Genomic DNA, 16,827 nt, shown 5'->3' on the forward strand with positions numbered 1-16,827 from the left:
GGTTTTACGCACGCTGCAAAACTGGCGAGGCGTTTGCATTCGTAACGCCGCTGGGAGAGCATTCCGGCGCTGCGGCGCGACTTTCGCCTCACACCCTTTGCTGTTCGGTTAAAAAGGACCCATAAGCAACCGATGAAGACGCCAAAACGCCTTGAACCCTTGATCGAAGACGGCCTCATTGACGAGGTACTGCGCCCGCTGATGAGCGGCAAGGAAGCAGCGGTGTACGTGGTGCGCTGTGGCAATGCCTTACGCTGCGCCAAGGTATACAAGGAAGCGAACAAGCGCAGCTTCCGCCAGGCAGCGGAATACCAAGAGGGCCGCAAGACCCGCAACAGCCGGCAGGCCCGAGCAATGGCGAAGGGCACGCGCTACGGCCGCAAGGAGGCCGAGGACGCCTGGCAAAACGCCGAGGTCAGTGCGTTGTTTCGCCTGGCCGGGGCGGGGGTGCGAGTACCCAAGCCCTATGACTTCCTCGATGGCGTGTTGCTGATGGAAATGGTCACCGACGCCCATGGCGATGCCGCGCCCCGCCTCAATGACGTTGAGCTGGACGCCGACCAGGCTCGCGAATACCACGCCTTCGTGATTCGGCAGATCGTGCTGATGCTGTGCACCGGGCTGGTCCATGGCGACCTCTCCGAGTTCAACGTACTCCTTGGCCCGGACGGCCCGGTGATCATCGACCTGCCCCAGGCCGTGGATGCCGCCGCCAACAACCACGCGTTCAGCATGCTGGAACGCGATGTGAACAACATGGCCCAGTATTTCGGCCGCTTTGCACCGGAACTGAAGGCCACCCGCTACGCCAAGGAGATGTGGGCGCTATACAAGGCCGGCACCCTGGTCCCGGAAACGCCTCTCAGCGGTGTGTACCAAGAAGCCGAGGTCAGCGCGGACGTGCGTGCTGTGATGCGCGAAATCGAAGCGGTCAAGCGAGACGAGGCGCGCCGCCAGGCTGCCCGCGCCGAGCTGGACGCCCCCCCGGGCACCGGTGAGGAGCCGACCCCGCCCTGGATGCGTTAACGGCCAGCGGCCGCCGGCACGCTGCCAGCGGCCAACTCGTCGAGGATCGCGCACTGCGGTGAGTCGTTGCCTTGGCACTGGCTGACGAGCGTCCGCAGGCCGTCGCGCAGCGCCGTCAGCTCATAGATACGTTCGTCCAGCGCAGTGATATGACGCCTGGCGAGCGCTTGCACATCGGCGCTGGCCCGGCCCGGGTCACGCTTGAGCGCGAGCAGTTGACCCACGGCCTCCAGGCTAAAGCCCAGCGCCCGGGCGCTTTTGATGAACACCAGCGTATCCAGTGCCTCGGGCCCATAAAGGCGATAGCCGCTGGCGCTGCGCGAGGCTGGTGCAAGCAGGCCGATCTGCTCGTAGTGGCGGATCATTTTTGCGCTCAAGCCACTGCGTGCCGCGGCCTGGCCGATGTTTAGAGCTTGCATGGGCAAGTTATCCTCGCTGGTCAGTGGAAGGCGCCCACGTGTTGAGCATCAGGGCATTGCAGACCACGCTCACGCTCGACAGCGCCATGGCCGCCCCAGCGAACATCGGGCTGAGCACGCCGAACGCGGCCAAAGGAATGCCCACTAGGTTATAGGCGAAGGCCCAGAACAGATTCTGGTGGATCTTGCGTTGAATCCGCGCGGCGATTTCGAGCGTTGCCGGCACCAGGGCCAGGTCTGACCGGGCCAGCAGCACCGCGCCGGCCTGGGCCGCCACGTCGGTCGAACCGCCCATGGCAATGCCGATGTTGGCCGCGGCCAGTGCCGGGGCGTCGTTGATGCCATCGCCAACCATCACTACCGGCCCGCTCGCCCCCAGCTCAACGACCCTGGCTGCCTTTTGCCCTGGCAGCATGCGAGCCTCCACCTGGTCGATACCGACCGCTTGCGCGATTTGCCGTGCGCTGCCGGAGTTGTCGCCGGTGAGCAAATGGCAAGCGATGCCTTGGTGCTGTAGGCGCGCAATGGTGGCCGCTGCCTCGGGGCGCACCACATCGGCAAACGCCATGGCGCCGAGCACATGCACGCCTGGCGCCTGCTGCAGCAGCCAGGAAACGCTCATGCCTTCGGCCTCCCAGGCTGCGGCCTGCGCTTGCAGCGCTGGCGCCTCGGCCTGAAGCTCCTCCAACAGGCGGCTGCTGCCCAGGGTGAGTTGGCGGCCATCGACGTGCCCGGCGATGCCGCGGCCGGGAAGCGCGTTCACATCCCTGGCCACCGCCAAAGTGAGCCCCCGCGCCCCGCAGGCGCGTTGCAGCGCACGGGCCAACGGGTGTTCGCTGCCCTGGGAGAGCGCGCCAGCAAGCGCCAGCAAGGTATCCTCGCTGCCGCATTCGGCACTGGCAGCGGCGAGCTCTGGCGAACCTTGGGTGAGGGTGCCGGTTTTGTCGAAGGCCACAGCGCGAACACGGCTGGCTGTTTCTATGATGCCGATGTCCTTGATCAAGATCCCATGCCTGGCCGCAACGCCTGTTCCGGCGAGAATCGCTGCCGGGGTGGCCAGGCCGAGTGCACACGGGCAAGCGATCACCAGCACGCTGACGGCGGTTACCATCGCCTGTTCGAGGTGCCCGGTGGTCAGGTACCACCCAAGGAAAGTGGCGACTGCCAGCAGCAGAATCACCGGTACGAACACCCCACTGATGCGGTCGACGGTGCGTTGCACCGGCGCTTTCGCCGCCTGGGCACTTTCTACCAAGGCGATGATGCCCTCGAGCAGGGTTTGCGCGCCGGTAGCGGTGACCTCTAGCACCAGCACGCCTTCACCATTGAGCGCGCCGCCGCTGACGGCATCTCCAGGGTGTTTGGGCACCGGCAGCGACTCGCCGGTGAGCAGGGCCTCATCGACGTGGCTCTGGCCCTCGAGCACGCGGCCATCGGCGGCAAAGCGTTCACCGGGCCTTACTAGCAGGCGGTCCCCCTGGCGCAGGCTGGCCAGTGGAACCACCTGCGGTTGGCCCGCTTCGAGACGGGTAGCCGTTGCTGGCCGTAATGCTTGCAGCGCCCGGATGGCACCTGTGGCGCGGCGTTTGGCCTGGGATTCGAGGGTTTTGCCCAACAGCACCAAGGCAATCACCACCGCGGCGGTTTCGAAGTACAGGTGGGGCGCATGCCCGGGTTGAGCGCGGGCCCAGAGAAACAGGCTCAGGCCATACGCGGCGCTGGTACCCAAGGCAACCAGCAGGTCCATGTTCGCGGCTTTGGCGCGTAGGGCCCGCCATGCTGCCCGGTAAAAGCGCGCGCCGGCGAGGAACTGCACGGGTGTGGCCAGCGCGAATTGTACCCAAGCGGGAAACACCAACTGGATACCCAGGGGCATCAATACCATGGGTAGCACCAATGGCACCGCCAGGCACAGCGCCACCGCGAGCCACGCATGCTCGCGGGCGATATCCAGGCGTCTGGCGCGTTCATCCGCGGCCTGGTCTGCCGCCACGCGGGCGTGATAACCAGCCTGTTCCACCGCTTCGATCAAGCTTTCGGCTTCCAGGCCTCGATCCAGGCTGACCTGGGCTCGCTCGCTGGCGAGGTTCACGCTGGCGCTACGCACCCCGGCCACCTTAGCGAGCGCACGTTCCACGCGCCCGGCGCAGCTGGCGCAGGACATACCGTTGATGAGTAATTCTAGGGTTGCGGGCTCCGCCATGCTTCATGCCTCCTTCTGGACGCATCAAGCCTCAACCTTACCCCGCTGGCAAGGTCAAGGGGCGTAGTCGAGCGGCGCTGCCTTTAGGTACAGACCGTCCGGGCCGGTGGCGATGCGGTATTTCTGGATGTCCCCCGCGTGCAGCGTCAGGGTCATCGAGCGTTGCTCGCCGACGATGCCTGGGCTGCAGCCGACGGCGTTGCCAGGCAGGATCTGCAGGCGTACCACCAAAGGGCCAGGGGGAAGGTTGTAGGAAACCGTCTGTTCGGGGAACAGCCTGCCCACCAGTTGGTCTTGCATATACAGGCCGATTTCGCAGGGCGTGCCGACTTCGAGGCGCTCCCTCGAGATGATGAGCACCCCATACCCTTGCGGACCTTCGGCTAGCGCCGGGGCCAGGGGCAAAAAGCCAAGCAAAGCGAAAAGAAAGAGGACAGGCCGGCGCATCATGGTGGCTCCTGAGGAGAACGACCCTTCAAGCTTGGCGGAGCCCGTCATGGATTACCAGCCCGGCAGTTTGGCGAAAAACTTGACCTTGCCATGGCGGTAAGCTCGATCCTCGGGGCTTTACCCAGGAGACGACGATGCAATATTTCAGCGTACAAGGCATGACCTGCCAACACTGTGTGAAGGCCGTGGGCGAGGCGATCCGCAGCCAGGATGCCACCGCCCAGGTGGAAGTCGATCTCGCCGCCGGGCGCGTTGGCATCAATAGCGCATTGCCGGTGGAGCGGCTGCTGCTGGCCATACAGGACAGTGGCTACACGGCGCAGCCAGCGGGCGAGGTTCGCTAGGCCGTTGCTTCGGGGCGCGATGCCCAGGGTTTTTCGGAATCTTCCATCGCGCTCGCGCTACACTAAGTGGCTACGTTTGCCATCGATTTTCTCATGAACCTTCGAATCATCCTGATCCTCGGCGCGCTCAGCGCCTTTGGCCCGCTGGCCATCGACTTTTACCTTCCCGGTTTCCCTGCCATGGCAGCGGCGTTCGGCACCGACGAAACGCGCATCCAGAGCACCCTGGCGTCCTACTTTCTGGGCTTGTCTTTCGGCCAGTTGATCTACGGCCCGGTGGCTGATCGGTTCGGCCGGCGCGTGCCTTTGCTGGTGGGCGTTGCAGTGTTCACGCTGGCTTCGCTGGGGTGTGCGTTCGCGCCGAGCCTTGAGTCGCTAGTGATCCTGCGCTTCGTGCAGGCGCTGGGCGGTTGTGCTGGCATGGTGCTGGCGCGGGCGATCGTTACCGATAAATGCGACACCATCGGCGCGGCGAAGGTGTTCTCGCAGCTGATGCTGGTGATGGGCCTGGCGCCGATCCTTGCCCCGGTGCTGGGTGGCTTTCTGGTCAATACCAGCGGTTGGCAGTCGATTTTCCTGGCATTGACGCTCTTCAGCGGCTGCTGCGCGGCCGCGGTTTTCCTCGGCCTGCCAGAGAGCATGCCGGAGGATCGCCCCCGCTTGCCACTGAGCGGCGCCATGGGGCAGTACGCGCGGCTGCTGGGAGACTTGCCCTTCCTGGGGCATGCCCTGACCGGAGGGATCGCCATCGCTGGCATGTTTGCCTATATCGCCGGTTCCCCGTTCGTGGTGATCAAGCTCTACGGTATTCCCACCGAGCACTTTGGCTGGGTGTTCGGCGCTAACGCGGCGGGCTTCATTCTGGTGGCGCAGATCAACGCTCGATTATTAAGCCGCTTCGGCCCGCAAACGCTGTTGCGGCGAACGGTGTGGGTTTACCTCGGCGCAGGGGCGCTCCTGCTGGCAGTCACCGCCCTGCGGCCTGTTCACCTATGGCCGCTGCTCATACCTCTGTTTGCCTGTATCGCCAGCCTGGGCGCGATTCTTCCCAACGCCTCGGCTTGCGCCATGGCAGGGCAGGGCCCACGGGCTGGCAGCGCTTCAGCCATGCTCGGCTTCCTGCAGTTTGTGATCGCGGCGGTTTCGTCCAGCCTGGTGGGTGCGCTGGCTGACGGAACAGCGGTGCCCATGGCCATGGTTATCGCCGGCTGCGGCGTGTTCACCGTGCTGGCGGCGCTGCTGACAAAAAGAATCGCCGATGCCCGACCGCAACACTGAAATAGTCGCTGCGTAGGCTTTGGTTACCGGCGACCGCCCGACTGGCGGCGTAGGTATTCTTACCTCCTGCTGTCGGGCATTTCTGCCCTTTGATTGTCTTGTACCAAGGCAACCCCCCGTTATCGTTCAGCCGCTTCGGCCAGCGCCGGTCTACCCATGTGCTTGCCGGCAGCGCTGTTTTAGCCGAGCGCTGCAAGGGCACCCCGGCCCGCCTTCCCTCGGCCAATTTTCCCCCTGAAAGGCGTGCTTATAATGCGCTGGACCCGCTGGCGCCCGCGTGGTTGCCGGCCTTCATACAGGGAGTGAATGAACATGGAATACGTACCTCGCATCAGCCGGATCGCTACCCTGCTTGCCGATCCGAAGCGAAGCGCGATGCTGTGGGCCTTGATCGACGGCGCTACCCGAGGGGCCGATGAACTGGCCATCCTGGCGGGCCTGACGCCCTCGTCGGCCAGCGCTCACCTGTCGAAGCTCTCTGCCGCCGGTTTGCTCAAGCGCGAGGCACGGGGGCGGAAGCGGTTTTTCCGCCTGGCCGCGCCGGAAGTCGGGATGGCCGTGGAGGCGCTGGCGTCGGTCCCCGCCTTGAATCGTGGCCCCGAGCAAGCCTCACCATCCGCGGGTGTCTTGCCGGGCGCGGCTGGCGCGCTGCGCAAGGCGAGAATCTGCAAGGATCATCTAGGCGGTGAAGTGGCCAACCAACTCTATCAGCGCTTCGTTGAAGCTGGCTGGGTCGACGTCACCGAAGCCGGAGCGAGCCTTACCCCGCGTGGCGTGCTCGAGCTGGCGGCCAGCGGGATTTATGTGCAGGCATTCGCCCAGCGCCGCTGCCTGAGCGTCACGACCTGTTGTGACTGGTGCGATGGCCAGCCGCATCTGGGCGGAGCACTAGGCGCCAGCCTGTTGCAACTGTTCCTGCAAAAAGGGTGGGTCCAGCGTCAGGACGACAGCCGAGCGCTGCGGATGACCCGCGCCGGCCAGCGTGAACTGGGCCAGTTGGCCCGGCCGGTGGTAAACGCCGGAAACCGCCTTCTGCTCCCCGCCTGAGGCGAGGTGCAGAGTGCCTGGAACCGAGGGTTACTTGATCAGCCGCGCGTCCAGGCTGTTCTGGGCCAAGCGGCGGGCCTGATCTTCGGTCATCCCCAGGTGGGTATGCAGCGCATGGAAGTTTTCGGTGACGTAGCCGCCAAAATAGGCCGGATCGTCGGAGTTGACGGTCACCTTCACCCCCCGCTCCAGCATGTCGAGGATGTTGTGCTGCCCCATGTCGTTGAACACACAGAGCTTGATGTTCGACAACGGGCAAACGGTCAGCGGAATCTGCTCGTCGATGATCCGCTGCATCAGCCGCTCGTCTTCGATTGCCCTCACGCCGTGGTCGATGCGCTGGATGTGCAGCAGGTCGAGCGCCTCCCAGATGTATTCCGGCGGGCCTTCTTCCCCGGCGTGGGCCACAGTGAAGAAGCCTTCCGCGCGGGCCCTGTCGAAAACACGCTGGAATTTACGAGGCGGGTGGCCCTGCTCCGAGCTATCGAGCCCGACTGCCACGAAGGCGTCGCGGAATGGCAAGGCTTGATCCAGGGTGCGCTGCGCTTCGTCTTCGCTCAAGTGACGCAGGAAGCTCAGAATCAGCCCGCTGGTAACGCCGAGTTTTTCCCGGCCGTCCTTGAGCGCGGCGGTGATGCCGTTGAGTACCACCTCGAAGGCAACGCCCCGGTCGGTGTGCGTCTGCGGGTCGAAGAACGGCTCGGTGTGCACCACGTTCTGCGCCTTGCAGCGTTCCAGGTAGGCCCAAGTCAGGTCGTAGAAGTCCTGCTCGGTGCGCAGCACATCCGCGCCTCGGTAATAGAGGTCGAGAAATTCCTGCAGGTTGTTGAATGCATAAGCCGAGCGCAGGGCGTCCACATCTGCCCACGGCAACGCGATGCGGTTGCGCTCAGCCAGGGCGAACAGCAACTCAGGCTCCAGAGAGCCTTCCAGGTGCATATGCAATTCTGCCTTGGGAAGGGTGTTGAGCCAGTTGTACATAGGGAATTCTCTGAAAGTCATTGGCGCGTATTTTACTCTGCCCACGAGGTGTTCGCACGGGCGCCAATGTCGCGGCGAAACCATCGTTGCGCTGCGATAGTCAGTACTACTTCGATGCCGTTAATAAAGGATTGCCATGTTCAGGCAGATCGCCGAGGAAAAGTTCCTGTTGCTTGCGCTGGTAGCGGCCGTGGTGGCCTATCCGCTGGAGCCGACGATGGTCCATGGCGGGCATGGCGTGGCCCTGCTGAGTGCAGGGCTTTTGGTTGTAGCGATCATCTTTGCCTCGCTGCGCGTTGCGCACCATGCCGAGCTGCTCGCCGAAAAAGTGGGAGACCCGTATGGCACGATGATCCTCACCCTCGCCGCGGTGCTGGTGGAAGTGGTCATCCTGGCCATCATGATGAACAACTCACCGTCGCCGACCTTGGTGCGGGATACCATCTACTCAGCGGTGATGCTCGATATCAACGGCATACTCGGCTTGGCGGCGCTGATGGGTGGGATCAAGCATGGCGAGCAAAGCTATAACGATGACTCCGCGCGTACCTACAGCGTGATGATCCTTACGGCCATGGGCGTATCGATGGTGGTGCCGGAGTTCATTCCGCAGGGGCGCTGGGAGGTCTATTCCGCATTCACCATCGGTGCGATGGTCGTGCTGTATAGCGTTTTCCTACGCATGCAGGTGGGGCCGCACAGTTATTTCTTCAGCTACCACTACCCGGAAAAAAAGCGTAAGCACCCTACCAATGACGCCCATGAGGCTTCTGTGCCCAGCGGTGTATCGATCGCAGTGCTGGTGTTTGGTGTGGCGGTGATCGGTGCTTTGGCAGAGGTGATGTCCAAGGCCATGGACGTGGGCCTGGAGGGCAGCGGGGCGCCGCCGGTGGTGTCGGCGATTCTCGTCGCGGCAATCTCTGCCTCGCCAGAGATCCTCACGGCCCTGCGGGCGGCCCTGGCCAACCGTATGCAGTCCGTGGTCAACATTGCCCTTGGCGCCTCGCTGTCCACGGTGATCCTCACCGTCCCGGTAATGGAGGCCATGGCGCTCTACAGCGGTCAGCCCTTCCAGATGGCGATGACGCCAGTGCAATCGGTGATGGTTTTCATCACGCTGCTTATCTGTGCGATCAACCTCAACGATGGTGAAACCAATGCCATCGAGGGCATGACGCATTTCGTATTGTTCGGCACCTTCGTCATGCTCTCGTTGCTAGGGCTATAGGCCTACCAAGGCATGGTTTCCCCTTTGTAATTGATGAAGTGCAGGCCTGCCCGTCCGGCATAAGCCTGCAGCTGGCGGACCATACCCTCGGCGCTGGTAGCGACGTCGATGTCCGCCTGCGGCCCACCCATGTCGGTCTTCACCCAGCCCGGGTGCATGCACAACACCGCGGGCCGCGGTTCCGGCAGCTGGATCGCAAAGGTATTGACCATCGAGTTCAGTGCAGCTTTGCTCGCCTTGTAAAGCGGAGCCTCGACTGCGTCTGGCGAGGTGACCGTGCCGAGCGTCGAGCTCATGAAGGCCAATACGCCGGTACCGGGCCGCAAGTTACTCACAAGGCGTTTAGCCAGGCGCACCGGCGACAATACATTGGTGGTGAAGAGTGAAGAGAAGGCCTCGGGAGTAACCGCATCCAGAGAGCCCGTGGGGCCCATGACCCCGGCGTTGATGAAAACGATGTCGAATACCTGGCCAGCCAACGCCTTGGCCAAGGTGTCCTGGCTGGCCAGGTCATTCATTTCAAGCGGTTCGACCTGGATCTGTGCCTCTTCAAGTTGAGCCGGCGGGTTGCCGCGCACCGTCGCCGTGACTTGCCAGCCTTCGGTGCGCAGGCGCTGCGCCAGGCCCAGGCCGAGCCCTCTTGAGGCGCCTATGATCAGTGCATGCTTTTCGTTAGCCATCGTGAAGTTCCAGTCGGAAAAAGCTACAGCATAGGCCAAGCCGAGGGGTTGGCCTTGCCCGGGCGCTGTTCAAAAAATGATCAAGGTTGCCGAGGCCTTGTGACTCCTAGGGTGTAGAGGTTCACACACGGCTTATCCACAGGCAGGCTCACACGAACTGTGGGGAACCGGAATAAACACGCATCAAGGCGCTGTAGGGCGCGACTTAAGGTATTGACCTTAAAAGGTTTTGATGCGTACCAAACGGGTTGATCAAAAAACGAACAGCCGCGTTAAAGCCCCGGGTTTGTTGCTCGAAAAAGAGGTACCCATAGTTTATCCACAGCCACACGCACAGCAGATGTGAACAACATTACAAGGGGGAAAGCAGCAGGCGGCCCCTGCTTAAATGTGCAAGTTGCGCCGCAAGCTCGGGGATCGCTGCCGGTGGCAGAGCCAGGTCCAGGTGTACGCCGTTCGCCTCGAACACCTCCTTGAGCACTTCCCCGCCTGCCTCACCGATTCGCAGCCTCACCAGTGCCAGTTCGCTAAAGGTACATTCGCAACGGAAGGCCTCCCTGGCCACCAGCAGGTGCTTTTCGGCCTGCTGCAAGCACTTGTTGGCGCACCCGCCATAGGCCCGGGCAAGGCCGCCGGTACCGAGCTGGATACCGCCATACCAGCGCGTCACTACCACCATTACCCGATCGCAGTCTTGCGCTTCGATCGCGGCCAGGATCGGCCGCCCCGCGGTGCCGCCGGGTTCACCGTCGTCGCTGCTGCGGTACTGCATGCCCAGTTTCCATGCCCAGCAATTATGGGTCGCTTGCAGGTCGCTGTTTGCCTGGAGGAATGCCTGGGCCTGTTCCGGGCTGTCGATTGGCCCGGCGATCGCAAGAAAGCGGCTTTTGCGGATGTCTTCGCGGTATTGCGAAACGCCTGACAGGGTAAAAGTCATCAGGCTTGGCTGCCAGCCGGCACCTTGGGAAGAATGCCGCACCCGGTAAGGATAATGCGGATCAGGTTGTCCGCCGCTTGATCGAAGTCTGCCCGGGTAAGCCGCGACTTACCGGTAACCCGGCAGATCTGGCTAGCGAAGTCTGCGTAGTGTTGGGTACTGCTCCACAGCAGGAAGATCAGGTGTACTGGATCGACCGGGTCCATTTTGCCAGCGGCGATCCACTGCTCGAAGACTGCGGCGCGGCCTTTGAACCAGAGTTGATAGTCTTGGCTGAAATAATCGTTCAGGCATTCACCGCCGCTGATTATTTCCATGGCAAAGATGCGCGACGCCTGGGGGTTGCGCCGGGAAAATTCCATCTTCGCGCGGATGTAGCGGGTCAAGGCTTCGGCGGGATCGTCGTCACTGCTGAGATGATTGAAGGTGCTGTCCCACAGTTCGATGATGTTGCTCAACACTGCAATGTAGAGGCCCAGCTTGTTGGTAAAGTAGTAATGCAGGTTGGCCTTTGGCAGGTTCGCCTTGATGGCGATGGTGTTCATGCTGGTCCCCTTGAACCCATGCCGGGCGAACTCGTCTTCGGCGGCTTTGATGATCGCCTCTTCGTTCTTCTGGCGAATGCGGCTCGCGGGCTTGCCGTTCGGCTGGGCGCTGTGGGCGGGAACGAGAAAGGGCATAGGTTTTCCGGGAGGCTGTGGGGCGTTAAGCAGCGTTCATAACGCACCCACAGGCAACAGACAAGCCTAAACGTGCTTTTCCACAGGTGCCCCAGGCACGTTCGTAACCTCCACAGCGCGGGCTTCGCAGCGGCCCGGCAGAATCAGGTTCATCAGCAGCGCTGTCACCCCGCCGCTGGTAATGGCCGAATCGAACAGGCTCTGCACCACCTTGGGCATATGGTGCAGCAGCTCTGGTTGCGCGGCGATCCCGAGGCCGACCCCGAAGGCGGTGGCGATGATCAGCATATTGCGGCGGTCCAGCACGTTCTGCGCGATGATCCGCACACCCGCCGCCGCTACGCTGCCAAACATCACCAGGGTCGCGCCGCCGAGTACTGGTTTGGGAATCTGCTGCAGCACCGCCCCGATCGCTGGTACCAAGCCGAGCACGAACAGGATGGCGCCGATATATAAGCCCACATAGCGGCTAGCGACACCGGTCAGCTGGATAACCCCGTTGTTCTGGGCGAAGGTGGTGTTGGGAAAAGCGCTGAAGGTCGCGGCGATCATGCAACTGACGCCGTCGCCGAGCACGCCGCCTTTGAGCCGCGCCACATATGTAGGCCCCTGTAAGGGCTGATGCGACAGCATGCAGTTGGCGGTAAGGTCGCCGACAGTTTCGATACTGCTGATCAGGTAAATCAACGCTACGGGAAGGAATACGCCCCAGTCGAAGGCGAAGCCGAAGCGAAAGGGCACCGGCAACGTGATCAGGGGCACGTCGGGCATGGCCTGGGGGACCAACTTGCCGGTGAACCAGGCGGCCACGCTACCCGCGGCCAACCCGATGATGATCGCCGACAGGCGCAGCCAGGGCGACTCGGAGCGGCTCAGCGCGACTACCAGCACCAGCACGAAGGCACCGAGCCCAAGGTTTCCCGGCGCGCCGAAATCCGCGGCGCCGAACCCGCCGCCGAGATCGGTGATGCCGACCTTGATCAGGCTGATGCCGATCAGCGTGATCACGATGCCGGTCACCAGCGGGGTAAGCACGCGCCGCATCTGCCCGATGAACCGGCTCAGCACCACTTGTACCAGCGAGCCGAAAAAGCAAATGCCAAAGATCATCGCCAGGATGTCCTCCGGGCTGCCCCCCCGTTGCCGGACCATAAAGCCTGCGGAGAGGATTGCGCCGAGAAAGGCGAAGCTCGTGCCCTGCAGGCAGATCATTCCAGCGCCGATGCCCCAGGGACGGCGCGCCTGGATGAACGTCCCTACCCCTGAAACCATCAAGGCCATGCTGATCAGGTACGGCAGATAGGCGTTCAGGCCAAGCGCCGAGCCGATGATCAGTGGTGGCGTGATAATTCCAACGAAGCTGGCAAGCACATGTTGCAGTGCTGCGAGCATCGCCGGAAACGGAGCGGGGCGATCTTCCAGGTTGTAGAGCAGTTCCGGATTGGCGGATTGATCAGGGGGCATGCTGGCATTGCTCCGATGGCTGAGGACTCACGTCTGTAAGCGAATGTGCAAAGCGCGTTGCAAGAACTTGTCCAACTGCTCAGGTTTTGGGCTTCAGGCAAAGGCAGAGGGTCAACACTATTGGTTACACCAGCATAGGCGTTTTGTATACAAAGCTAGCGCGTGGAGGCCAGCTGTTCGAGAAAACTTTCCAGCACTAAATGGGGGCGCCGGCCCTTGCGGGTGACCCAGGAAAGGCCAAGGTCATAAAAGCGTTGTCTGGGTTTCAACGCGCGCAGCCGGCCCTGCTGCACCCAGGTATCGGCGTAGTGGTCTGGCAGATAGCCAATGTAGCGGCCGGTAAGAATCAAAAAGGCCATGCCTTCGCGGTCGGAAGCGCTGGCGCTGCAATTGAGCGCTTGATAGTGCGCCTGGATGTCACCCGGGAGCCTGAACGTAGGCGCGATGGCTTCTTGGCTGTTGAGGCGCTGATCATCTAGCGTGGCATCGTCTGCATAAAACAGCGGATGGCCTACCGCGCAATACAGCAGGGAACGTTCGCTGTACAGCGGCTGATATTCGAGACCCGACAACGCGCTTGCCTGCGGCACCACCCCTACATGCAGGCTGCCATCCAGCACGCCTTGCTCGACCTGGCTGGGCGCATTCATGCGGATATTGATGCGCACGTCTGGCCCTCGCTCCTTGAGCTGCGCCAGGGCGTGGGTAATACGCATGTGTGGCAGGGTGACCAGGTTATCGGTTAGGCCGATGTTGAGTTCCCCGCGCAGGTGTTGGTGCAGGCCATTGACCTCTGTGCGGAAGTTCTCCAACGCCCCCAGCAGTTGCAGCGAAGACTGGTACACCTCACGACCTTCCTCGGTCAGCGAGAACCCGGCCCGCCCGCGCTGACACAGGCGTAACCCTAGGCGTTGCTCCAGGTCGCTCATCTGCTGGCTGATAGCGGAGCGGCCAATGCCGAGTACGTTTTCAGCCGCGGAAAACCCGCCACATTCCACTACGCTGCGGAAGATGCGAAGCAGGCGGATGTCGAAGTCGCTCACTTGGGCAAGGGGATCGCGTCTGCTCATTGTTTAGTAAGGCTCGGTCTGAAGATTGGAAAAATAAGGTTTTACAGACTTTATGCCCATGCGAACTTAGCGGCAATCAGCAACCCACGCTGCCACCCATAAGAGGTTTCAGATGAACATGCCAGAGAATGCACCCGCCGGGCTGGCGAGCCAGCTCAAACTGGACGCGCATTGGATGCCCTACACGGCCAACCGCAATTTCCAGCGCGACCCGCGGATGATCGTGGCGGCGCAAGGGCGTTACCTGACCGACGACCGCGGCCGGCAGATCTACGACAGCCTCTCCGGGCTTTGGACCTGCGGCGCAGGCCACACTCGCAAAGAGATCCAAGAAGCGGTAGCCAAGCAGTTGGGCGTGCTGGATTACTCGCCAGCGTTCCAGTATGGCCACCCGCTGTCGTTCCAGCTGGCGGAGAAGATCGTTGCGCTGACCCCAGGTGAGCTGAACCACGTGTTCTTCACCAACTCCGGCTCCGAGTGCGCCGATACCGCCGTGAAAATGGTCCGCGCCTACTGGCGATTGAAAGGCCAGGCCACCAAGACCAAATTGATCGGCCGGGCCCGCGGCTATCACGGTGTGAACATCGCCGGTACCAGCCTCGGCGGCGTGAACGGTAACCGTAAACTGTTCGGCCAATTGCTAGATGTGGACCACCTGCCCCATACGCTGTTGCCAGCTAATGCTTACTCGCGTGGCATGCCGGAAGAAGGTGGGGTGGCCTTGGCCGATGATCTGCTGCGGCTGATCGAACTGCACGATGCGTCCAACATCGGCGCGGTCATCGTTGAGCCGGTCGCCGGTTCCGCAGGTGTATTGCCACCCCCTAAGGGCTACCTCAAGCGCCTGCGCGAAATCTGCGATCAGCACAACATCCTGCTGATCTTCGACGAGGTCATTACCGGTTTCGGCCGCACCGGCAGCATGTTCGGCGCCACCACCTTTGGCGTCACCCCAGACCTGATGTGTATCGCCAAGCAGCTGACTAACGGCGCGATCCCCATGGGTGCGGTCATCGCAAGCAGTGAGATCTACCAGACCTTCATGGCGCAGCCTACGCCTGAGTATGCGGTCGAGTTTCCCCATGGCTATACCTATTCGGCTCACCCTGTGGCATGCGCCGCGGGCATTGCTGCGCTGGACCTGTTGCTCAAGGAAAACCTGGTGCAAAGCGCGGCAGAGCTGGCGCCCAAATTCGAAGCGGCGCTGCATGGCGTAAAAGGTGCCAAGCACATTGTCGACCTTCGTAACTTCGGCCTGGCCGGGGCCATCCAGATCGCACCGCGTGACGGTGATGCCATCGTGCGCCCTTACGAGGCGGCGATGAAGCTGTGGCAGAAAGGCTTCTATGTTCGTTACGGCGGAGACACGTTGCAGTTCGGCCCGACCTTCAATGCGACCGCCGAAGAAATGGACCGCCTGTTCGACGCAGTGGGCGACGCCCTGAACCAGATCGACTGATAACCGGAGCATGCAATGAGCACCATCCAACACCTGATCAATGGCGACCTGGTTACTTCCGGTGATCGCACCGCAGAGGTTTTCAACCCGTCCACCGGTGCTGCCACCGGGCGGGTACAGCTGGCCGACACGGCCACCGTGCAGCGCGCCATCGATGCCGCCAAGGCTGCCTTCCCTGCATGGCGGCGCACCCCGGCAGCCAAGCGCGCGCAAGTCATGTTCCGCTTCAAGCAGTTGCTCGAACAGAACGAAGACAAGATCGCTCAGTTGATCAGCGAAGAGCATGGCAAAACCCTGGAAGATGCCGCCGGTGAGCTCAAGCGGGGGATTGAAAACGTGGAATTCGCCTGCGCCGCTCCTGAAATCCTCAAGGGTGAGTACAGCCGCAACGTGGGGCCGAACATCGACGGGTGGTCGGACTTCCAGCCACTGGGCGTAGTGGCCGGGATTACCCCGTTTAACTTCCCGGCCATGGTGCCGCTGTGGATGTACCCACTGGCCATCGTCTGCGGCAATTGCTTCATCCTCAAACCGTCCGAGCGCGATCCGAGCTCCACGCTTTATATCGCCCAATTGCTGCAGGAAGCTGGGTTGCCGCCAGGCGTGATGAACGTGGTGCATGGCGACAAGGTAGCGGTGGATGCATTGATCGAAGCCCCGGAAGTGAAGGCTATTAGCTTCGTGGGCTCCACGCCGATCGCCGAATACATCTATAAGGAAGGCGCGGCGCGCGGCAAGCGGGTTCAGGCGCTGGGTGGAGCGAAGAACCATGCAGTACTGATGCCCGATGCAGACCTCGATAATGCTGTGAGTGCCCTGATGGGCGCGGCTTACGGTTCCTGTGGCGAGCGCTGCATGGCGATCTCCGTTGCCGTTTGCGTGGGTGATCAAATTGCGGATGCGCTGGTGGCCCGCCTTACGCCCCAGATCAAAGCGCTTAAAATCGGCGCTGGCACCAGCTGTGGTCTAGACATGGGCCCGCTGGTCACCGCCCAGCATCGCGACAAAGTACGCGGGTATGTAGATGACGGCGTGCAGGCCGGTGCGCAGTTGGTGGTCGATGGGCGCGGCCTCAGTGTGAGCGGGCACGAAGAGGGGTTCTTCCTCGGTGGTTGCCTCTTCGATCGGGTTACCCCGCAAATGCGCATCTATAAAGAAGAGATCTTCGGCCCGGTGTTGTGCATCGTGCGCGTTGACAGCCTGGAAGAAGCCATGCAGCTGATCAACGATCATGAATACGGCAATGGCACCTGCATCTTCACCCGGGACGGTGAAGCGGCTCGGCTGTTCTGCGACGAGATAGAGGTAGGCATGGTTGGCGTCAACGTGCCACTGCCGGTGCCCGTGGCCTATCACAGCTTCGGCGGTTGGAAGCGCTCGCTGTTCGGCGACCTGCATGCCTATGGCCCGGACGGCGTGCGCTTCTACACCCGTCGCAAGGCGATTACCCAGCGTTGGCCGCAACGCGCTAGCCATGAGGCTTCGCAATTCGCCTTCCCTAGCCTATAAGGCGCTAAACGAGGGGATTCACCTAATTGAAACAAAAGTGTTGACGCCCCTT

At 62.2% G+C, this 16,827-nt stretch carries 16 protein-coding genes; 7 read left to right on the forward strand and 9 right to left on the reverse strand.

The genetic code is table 11. From position 1 onward, the window contains the following. Positions 1 to 132 precede the first annotated feature (132 nt). Entirely contained in the window at positions 133 to 1,026 is an 894-nt protein-coding gene (locus tag OGL93_RS21460; RefSeq protein WP_263265020.1) for a PA4780 family RIO1-like protein kinase, read from the forward strand. Here the strand turns inward: OGL93_RS21460 and cueR are convergent. From cueR to OGL93_RS21475, 3 genes are read right to left on the reverse strand one after another with little or no spacing between them, the layout of a single operon-like run. Then, complete coding sequence (gene cueR / locus OGL93_RS21465; RefSeq protein ID WP_263265021.1) at positions 1,023 to 1,445, reverse strand: Cu(I)-responsive transcriptional regulator; 423 nt, start codon at positions 1,443 to 1,445, stop codon at positions 1,023 to 1,025. The two genes, OGL93_RS21460 and cueR, sit on opposite strands and share 4 nt — an antisense overlap. Before the next feature lie 7 nt (positions 1,446 to 1,452). Next, positions 1,453 to 3,648, reverse strand: a complete 2,196-nt coding sequence (locus OGL93_RS21470; RefSeq protein WP_263265022.1) for a heavy metal translocating P-type ATPase — start codon at positions 3,646 to 3,648, stop codon at positions 1,453 to 1,455. A gap of 54 nt (positions 3,649 to 3,702) precedes the next feature. Beyond that, the gene (locus tag OGL93_RS21475) at positions 3,703 to 4,095 is read right to left on the reverse strand and encodes a hypothetical protein (protein WP_263265046.1); all 393 of its coding nucleotides are present in this window, start codon (positions 4,093 to 4,095) and stop codon (positions 3,703 to 3,705) included. Positions 4,096 to 4,232: 137 nt separating this feature from the next. On the opposite strand from OGL93_RS21475, the gene OGL93_RS21480 reads away from it, so the two are divergent. The 3 genes from OGL93_RS21480 to OGL93_RS21490 all read left to right on the forward strand — a co-directional run bounded on the left by OGL93_RS21480 (position 4,233) and on the right by OGL93_RS21490 (position 6,767). Then, complete coding sequence (locus OGL93_RS21480; RefSeq protein WP_263265024.1) at positions 4,233 to 4,442, forward strand: heavy-metal-associated domain-containing protein; 210 nt, start codon at positions 4,233 to 4,235, stop codon at positions 4,440 to 4,442. Positions 4,443 to 4,535: 93 nt separating this feature from the next. Next, complete coding sequence (locus tag OGL93_RS21485) at positions 4,536 to 5,720, forward strand: multidrug effflux MFS transporter (RefSeq protein ID WP_263265025.1); 1,185 nt, start codon at positions 4,536 to 4,538, stop codon at positions 5,718 to 5,720. A gap of 312 nt (positions 5,721 to 6,032) precedes the next feature. Beyond that, on the forward strand, positions 6,033 to 6,767 hold the full coding sequence (locus OGL93_RS21490; protein ID WP_263265027.1) for a helix-turn-helix transcriptional regulator: 735 nt from the start codon (positions 6,033 to 6,035) through the stop codon (positions 6,765 to 6,767). A 30-nt stretch (positions 6,768 to 6,797) separates the two neighbouring features. Here OGL93_RS21490 and OGL93_RS21495 read toward each other — a convergent pair whose 3' ends face one another. Next, positions 6,798 to 7,748: an adenosine deaminase gene (locus OGL93_RS21495; protein WP_263265029.1), complete on the reverse strand. Its 951-nt coding sequence runs from the start codon at positions 7,746 to 7,748 to the stop codon at positions 6,798 to 6,800. Between the two features lie 136 nt (positions 7,749 to 7,884). On the opposite strand from OGL93_RS21495, the gene OGL93_RS21500 reads away from it, so the two are divergent. After that, entirely contained in the window at positions 7,885 to 8,976 is a 1,092-nt protein-coding gene (locus OGL93_RS21500) for a calcium:proton antiporter (RefSeq protein WP_263265031.1), read from the forward strand. Positions 8,977 to 8,978: 2 nt separating this feature from the next. Here the strand turns inward: OGL93_RS21500 and OGL93_RS21505 are convergent, their stop codons facing one another. The 5 genes from OGL93_RS21505 to OGL93_RS21525 form a co-directional block, all read right to left on the reverse strand. After that, positions 8,979 to 9,656, reverse strand: a complete 678-nt coding sequence (locus tag OGL93_RS21505; RefSeq protein ID WP_263265033.1) for an SDR family oxidoreductase — start codon at positions 9,654 to 9,656, stop codon at positions 8,979 to 8,981. A gap of 352 nt (positions 9,657 to 10,008) precedes the next feature. Then, positions 10,009 to 10,593 (reverse strand): YigZ family protein, encoded by a 585-nt coding sequence (locus OGL93_RS21510; RefSeq protein ID WP_263265035.1) that lies wholly within the window; start codon positions 10,591 to 10,593, stop codon positions 10,009 to 10,011. After that, positions 10,593 to 11,273: a TetR/AcrR family transcriptional regulator gene (locus OGL93_RS21515; protein ID WP_263265036.1), complete on the reverse strand. Its 681-nt coding sequence runs from the start codon at positions 11,271 to 11,273 to the stop codon at positions 10,593 to 10,595. Before OGL93_RS21515 ends, OGL93_RS21510 begins: the two co-directional genes overlap by 1 nt. A gap of 66 nt (positions 11,274 to 11,339) precedes the next feature. Beyond that, positions 11,340 to 12,737, reverse strand: a complete 1,398-nt coding sequence (locus OGL93_RS21520; protein ID WP_263265037.1) for a nucleobase:cation symporter-2 family protein — start codon at positions 12,735 to 12,737, stop codon at positions 11,340 to 11,342. 155 nt (positions 12,738 to 12,892) lie between these two features. After that, on the reverse strand, positions 12,893 to 13,807 hold the full coding sequence (locus OGL93_RS21525) for a LysR family transcriptional regulator (RefSeq protein ID WP_263265039.1): 915 nt from the start codon (positions 13,805 to 13,807) through the stop codon (positions 12,893 to 12,895). Positions 13,808 to 13,919: 112 nt separating this feature from the next. Between OGL93_RS21525 and OGL93_RS21530 the strand changes: the two genes are divergently transcribed. Both OGL93_RS21530 and OGL93_RS21535 read left to right on the forward strand, forming a co-directional pair. After that, positions 13,920 to 15,266, forward strand: a complete 1,347-nt coding sequence (locus OGL93_RS21530; RefSeq protein WP_263265040.1) for an aspartate aminotransferase family protein — start codon at positions 13,920 to 13,922, stop codon at positions 15,264 to 15,266. Between the two features lie 15 nt (positions 15,267 to 15,281). Next, positions 15,282 to 16,775, forward strand: a complete 1,494-nt coding sequence (locus tag OGL93_RS21535; protein ID WP_263265041.1) for a CoA-acylating methylmalonate-semialdehyde dehydrogenase — start codon at positions 15,282 to 15,284, stop codon at positions 16,773 to 16,775. Positions 16,776 to 16,827 lie beyond the last annotated feature (52 nt).

The organism is Pseudomonas sp. RIT-PI-S, from assembly GCF_025642975.1.
GTDB lineage: Bacteria > Pseudomonadota > Gammaproteobacteria > Pseudomonadales > Pseudomonadaceae > Aquipseudomonas.

Excerpts from the sequence above, each read along its gene's own strand:
- OGL93_RS21460 (WP_263265020.1), top strand. The coding sequence starts at position 133 with ATGAAGACGCCAAAACGCCTTGAACCCTTGATCGAAGACGGCCTCATT.
- cueR (WP_263265021.1), bottom strand. The coding sequence starts at position 1,445 with ATGCAAGCTCTAAACATCGGCCAGGCCGCGGCACGCAGTGGCTTGAGC.
- OGL93_RS21470 (WP_263265022.1), bottom strand. The coding sequence starts at position 3,648 with ATGGCGGAGCCCGCAACCCTAGAATTACTCATCAACGGTATGTCCTGC.
- OGL93_RS21475 (WP_263265046.1), bottom strand. The coding sequence starts at position 4,095 with ATGCGCCGGCCTGTCCTCTTTCTTTTCGCTTTGCTTGGCTTTTTGCCC.
- OGL93_RS21480 (WP_263265024.1), top strand. The coding sequence starts at position 4,233 with ATGCAATATTTCAGCGTACAAGGCATGACCTGCCAACACTGTGTGAAG.
- OGL93_RS21485 (WP_263265025.1), top strand. The coding sequence starts at position 4,536 with ATGAACCTTCGAATCATCCTGATCCTCGGCGCGCTCAGCGCCTTTGGC.
- OGL93_RS21490 (WP_263265027.1), top strand. The coding sequence starts at position 6,033 with ATGGAATACGTACCTCGCATCAGCCGGATCGCTACCCTGCTTGCCGAT.
- OGL93_RS21495 (WP_263265029.1), bottom strand. The coding sequence starts at position 7,748 with ATGTACAACTGGCTCAACACCCTTCCCAAGGCAGAATTGCATATGCAC.
- OGL93_RS21500 (WP_263265031.1), top strand. The coding sequence starts at position 7,885 with ATGTTCAGGCAGATCGCCGAGGAAAAGTTCCTGTTGCTTGCGCTGGTA.
- OGL93_RS21505 (WP_263265033.1), bottom strand. The coding sequence starts at position 9,656 with ATGGCTAACGAAAAGCATGCACTGATCATAGGCGCCTCAAGAGGGCTC.
- OGL93_RS21510 (WP_263265035.1), bottom strand. The coding sequence starts at position 10,593 with ATGACTTTTACCCTGTCAGGCGTTTCGCAATACCGCGAAGACATCCGC.
- OGL93_RS21515 (WP_263265036.1), bottom strand. The coding sequence starts at position 11,273 with ATGCCCTTTCTCGTTCCCGCCCACAGCGCCCAGCCGAACGGCAAGCCC.
- OGL93_RS21520 (WP_263265037.1), bottom strand. The coding sequence starts at position 12,737 with ATGCCCCCTGATCAATCCGCCAATCCGGAACTGCTCTACAACCTGGAA.
- OGL93_RS21525 (WP_263265039.1), bottom strand. The coding sequence starts at position 13,807 with ATGAGCAGACGCGATCCCCTTGCCCAAGTGAGCGACTTCGACATCCGC.
- OGL93_RS21530 (WP_263265040.1), top strand. The coding sequence starts at position 13,920 with ATGAACATGCCAGAGAATGCACCCGCCGGGCTGGCGAGCCAGCTCAAA.
- OGL93_RS21535 (WP_263265041.1), top strand. The coding sequence starts at position 15,282 with ATGAGCACCATCCAACACCTGATCAATGGCGACCTGGTTACTTCCGGT.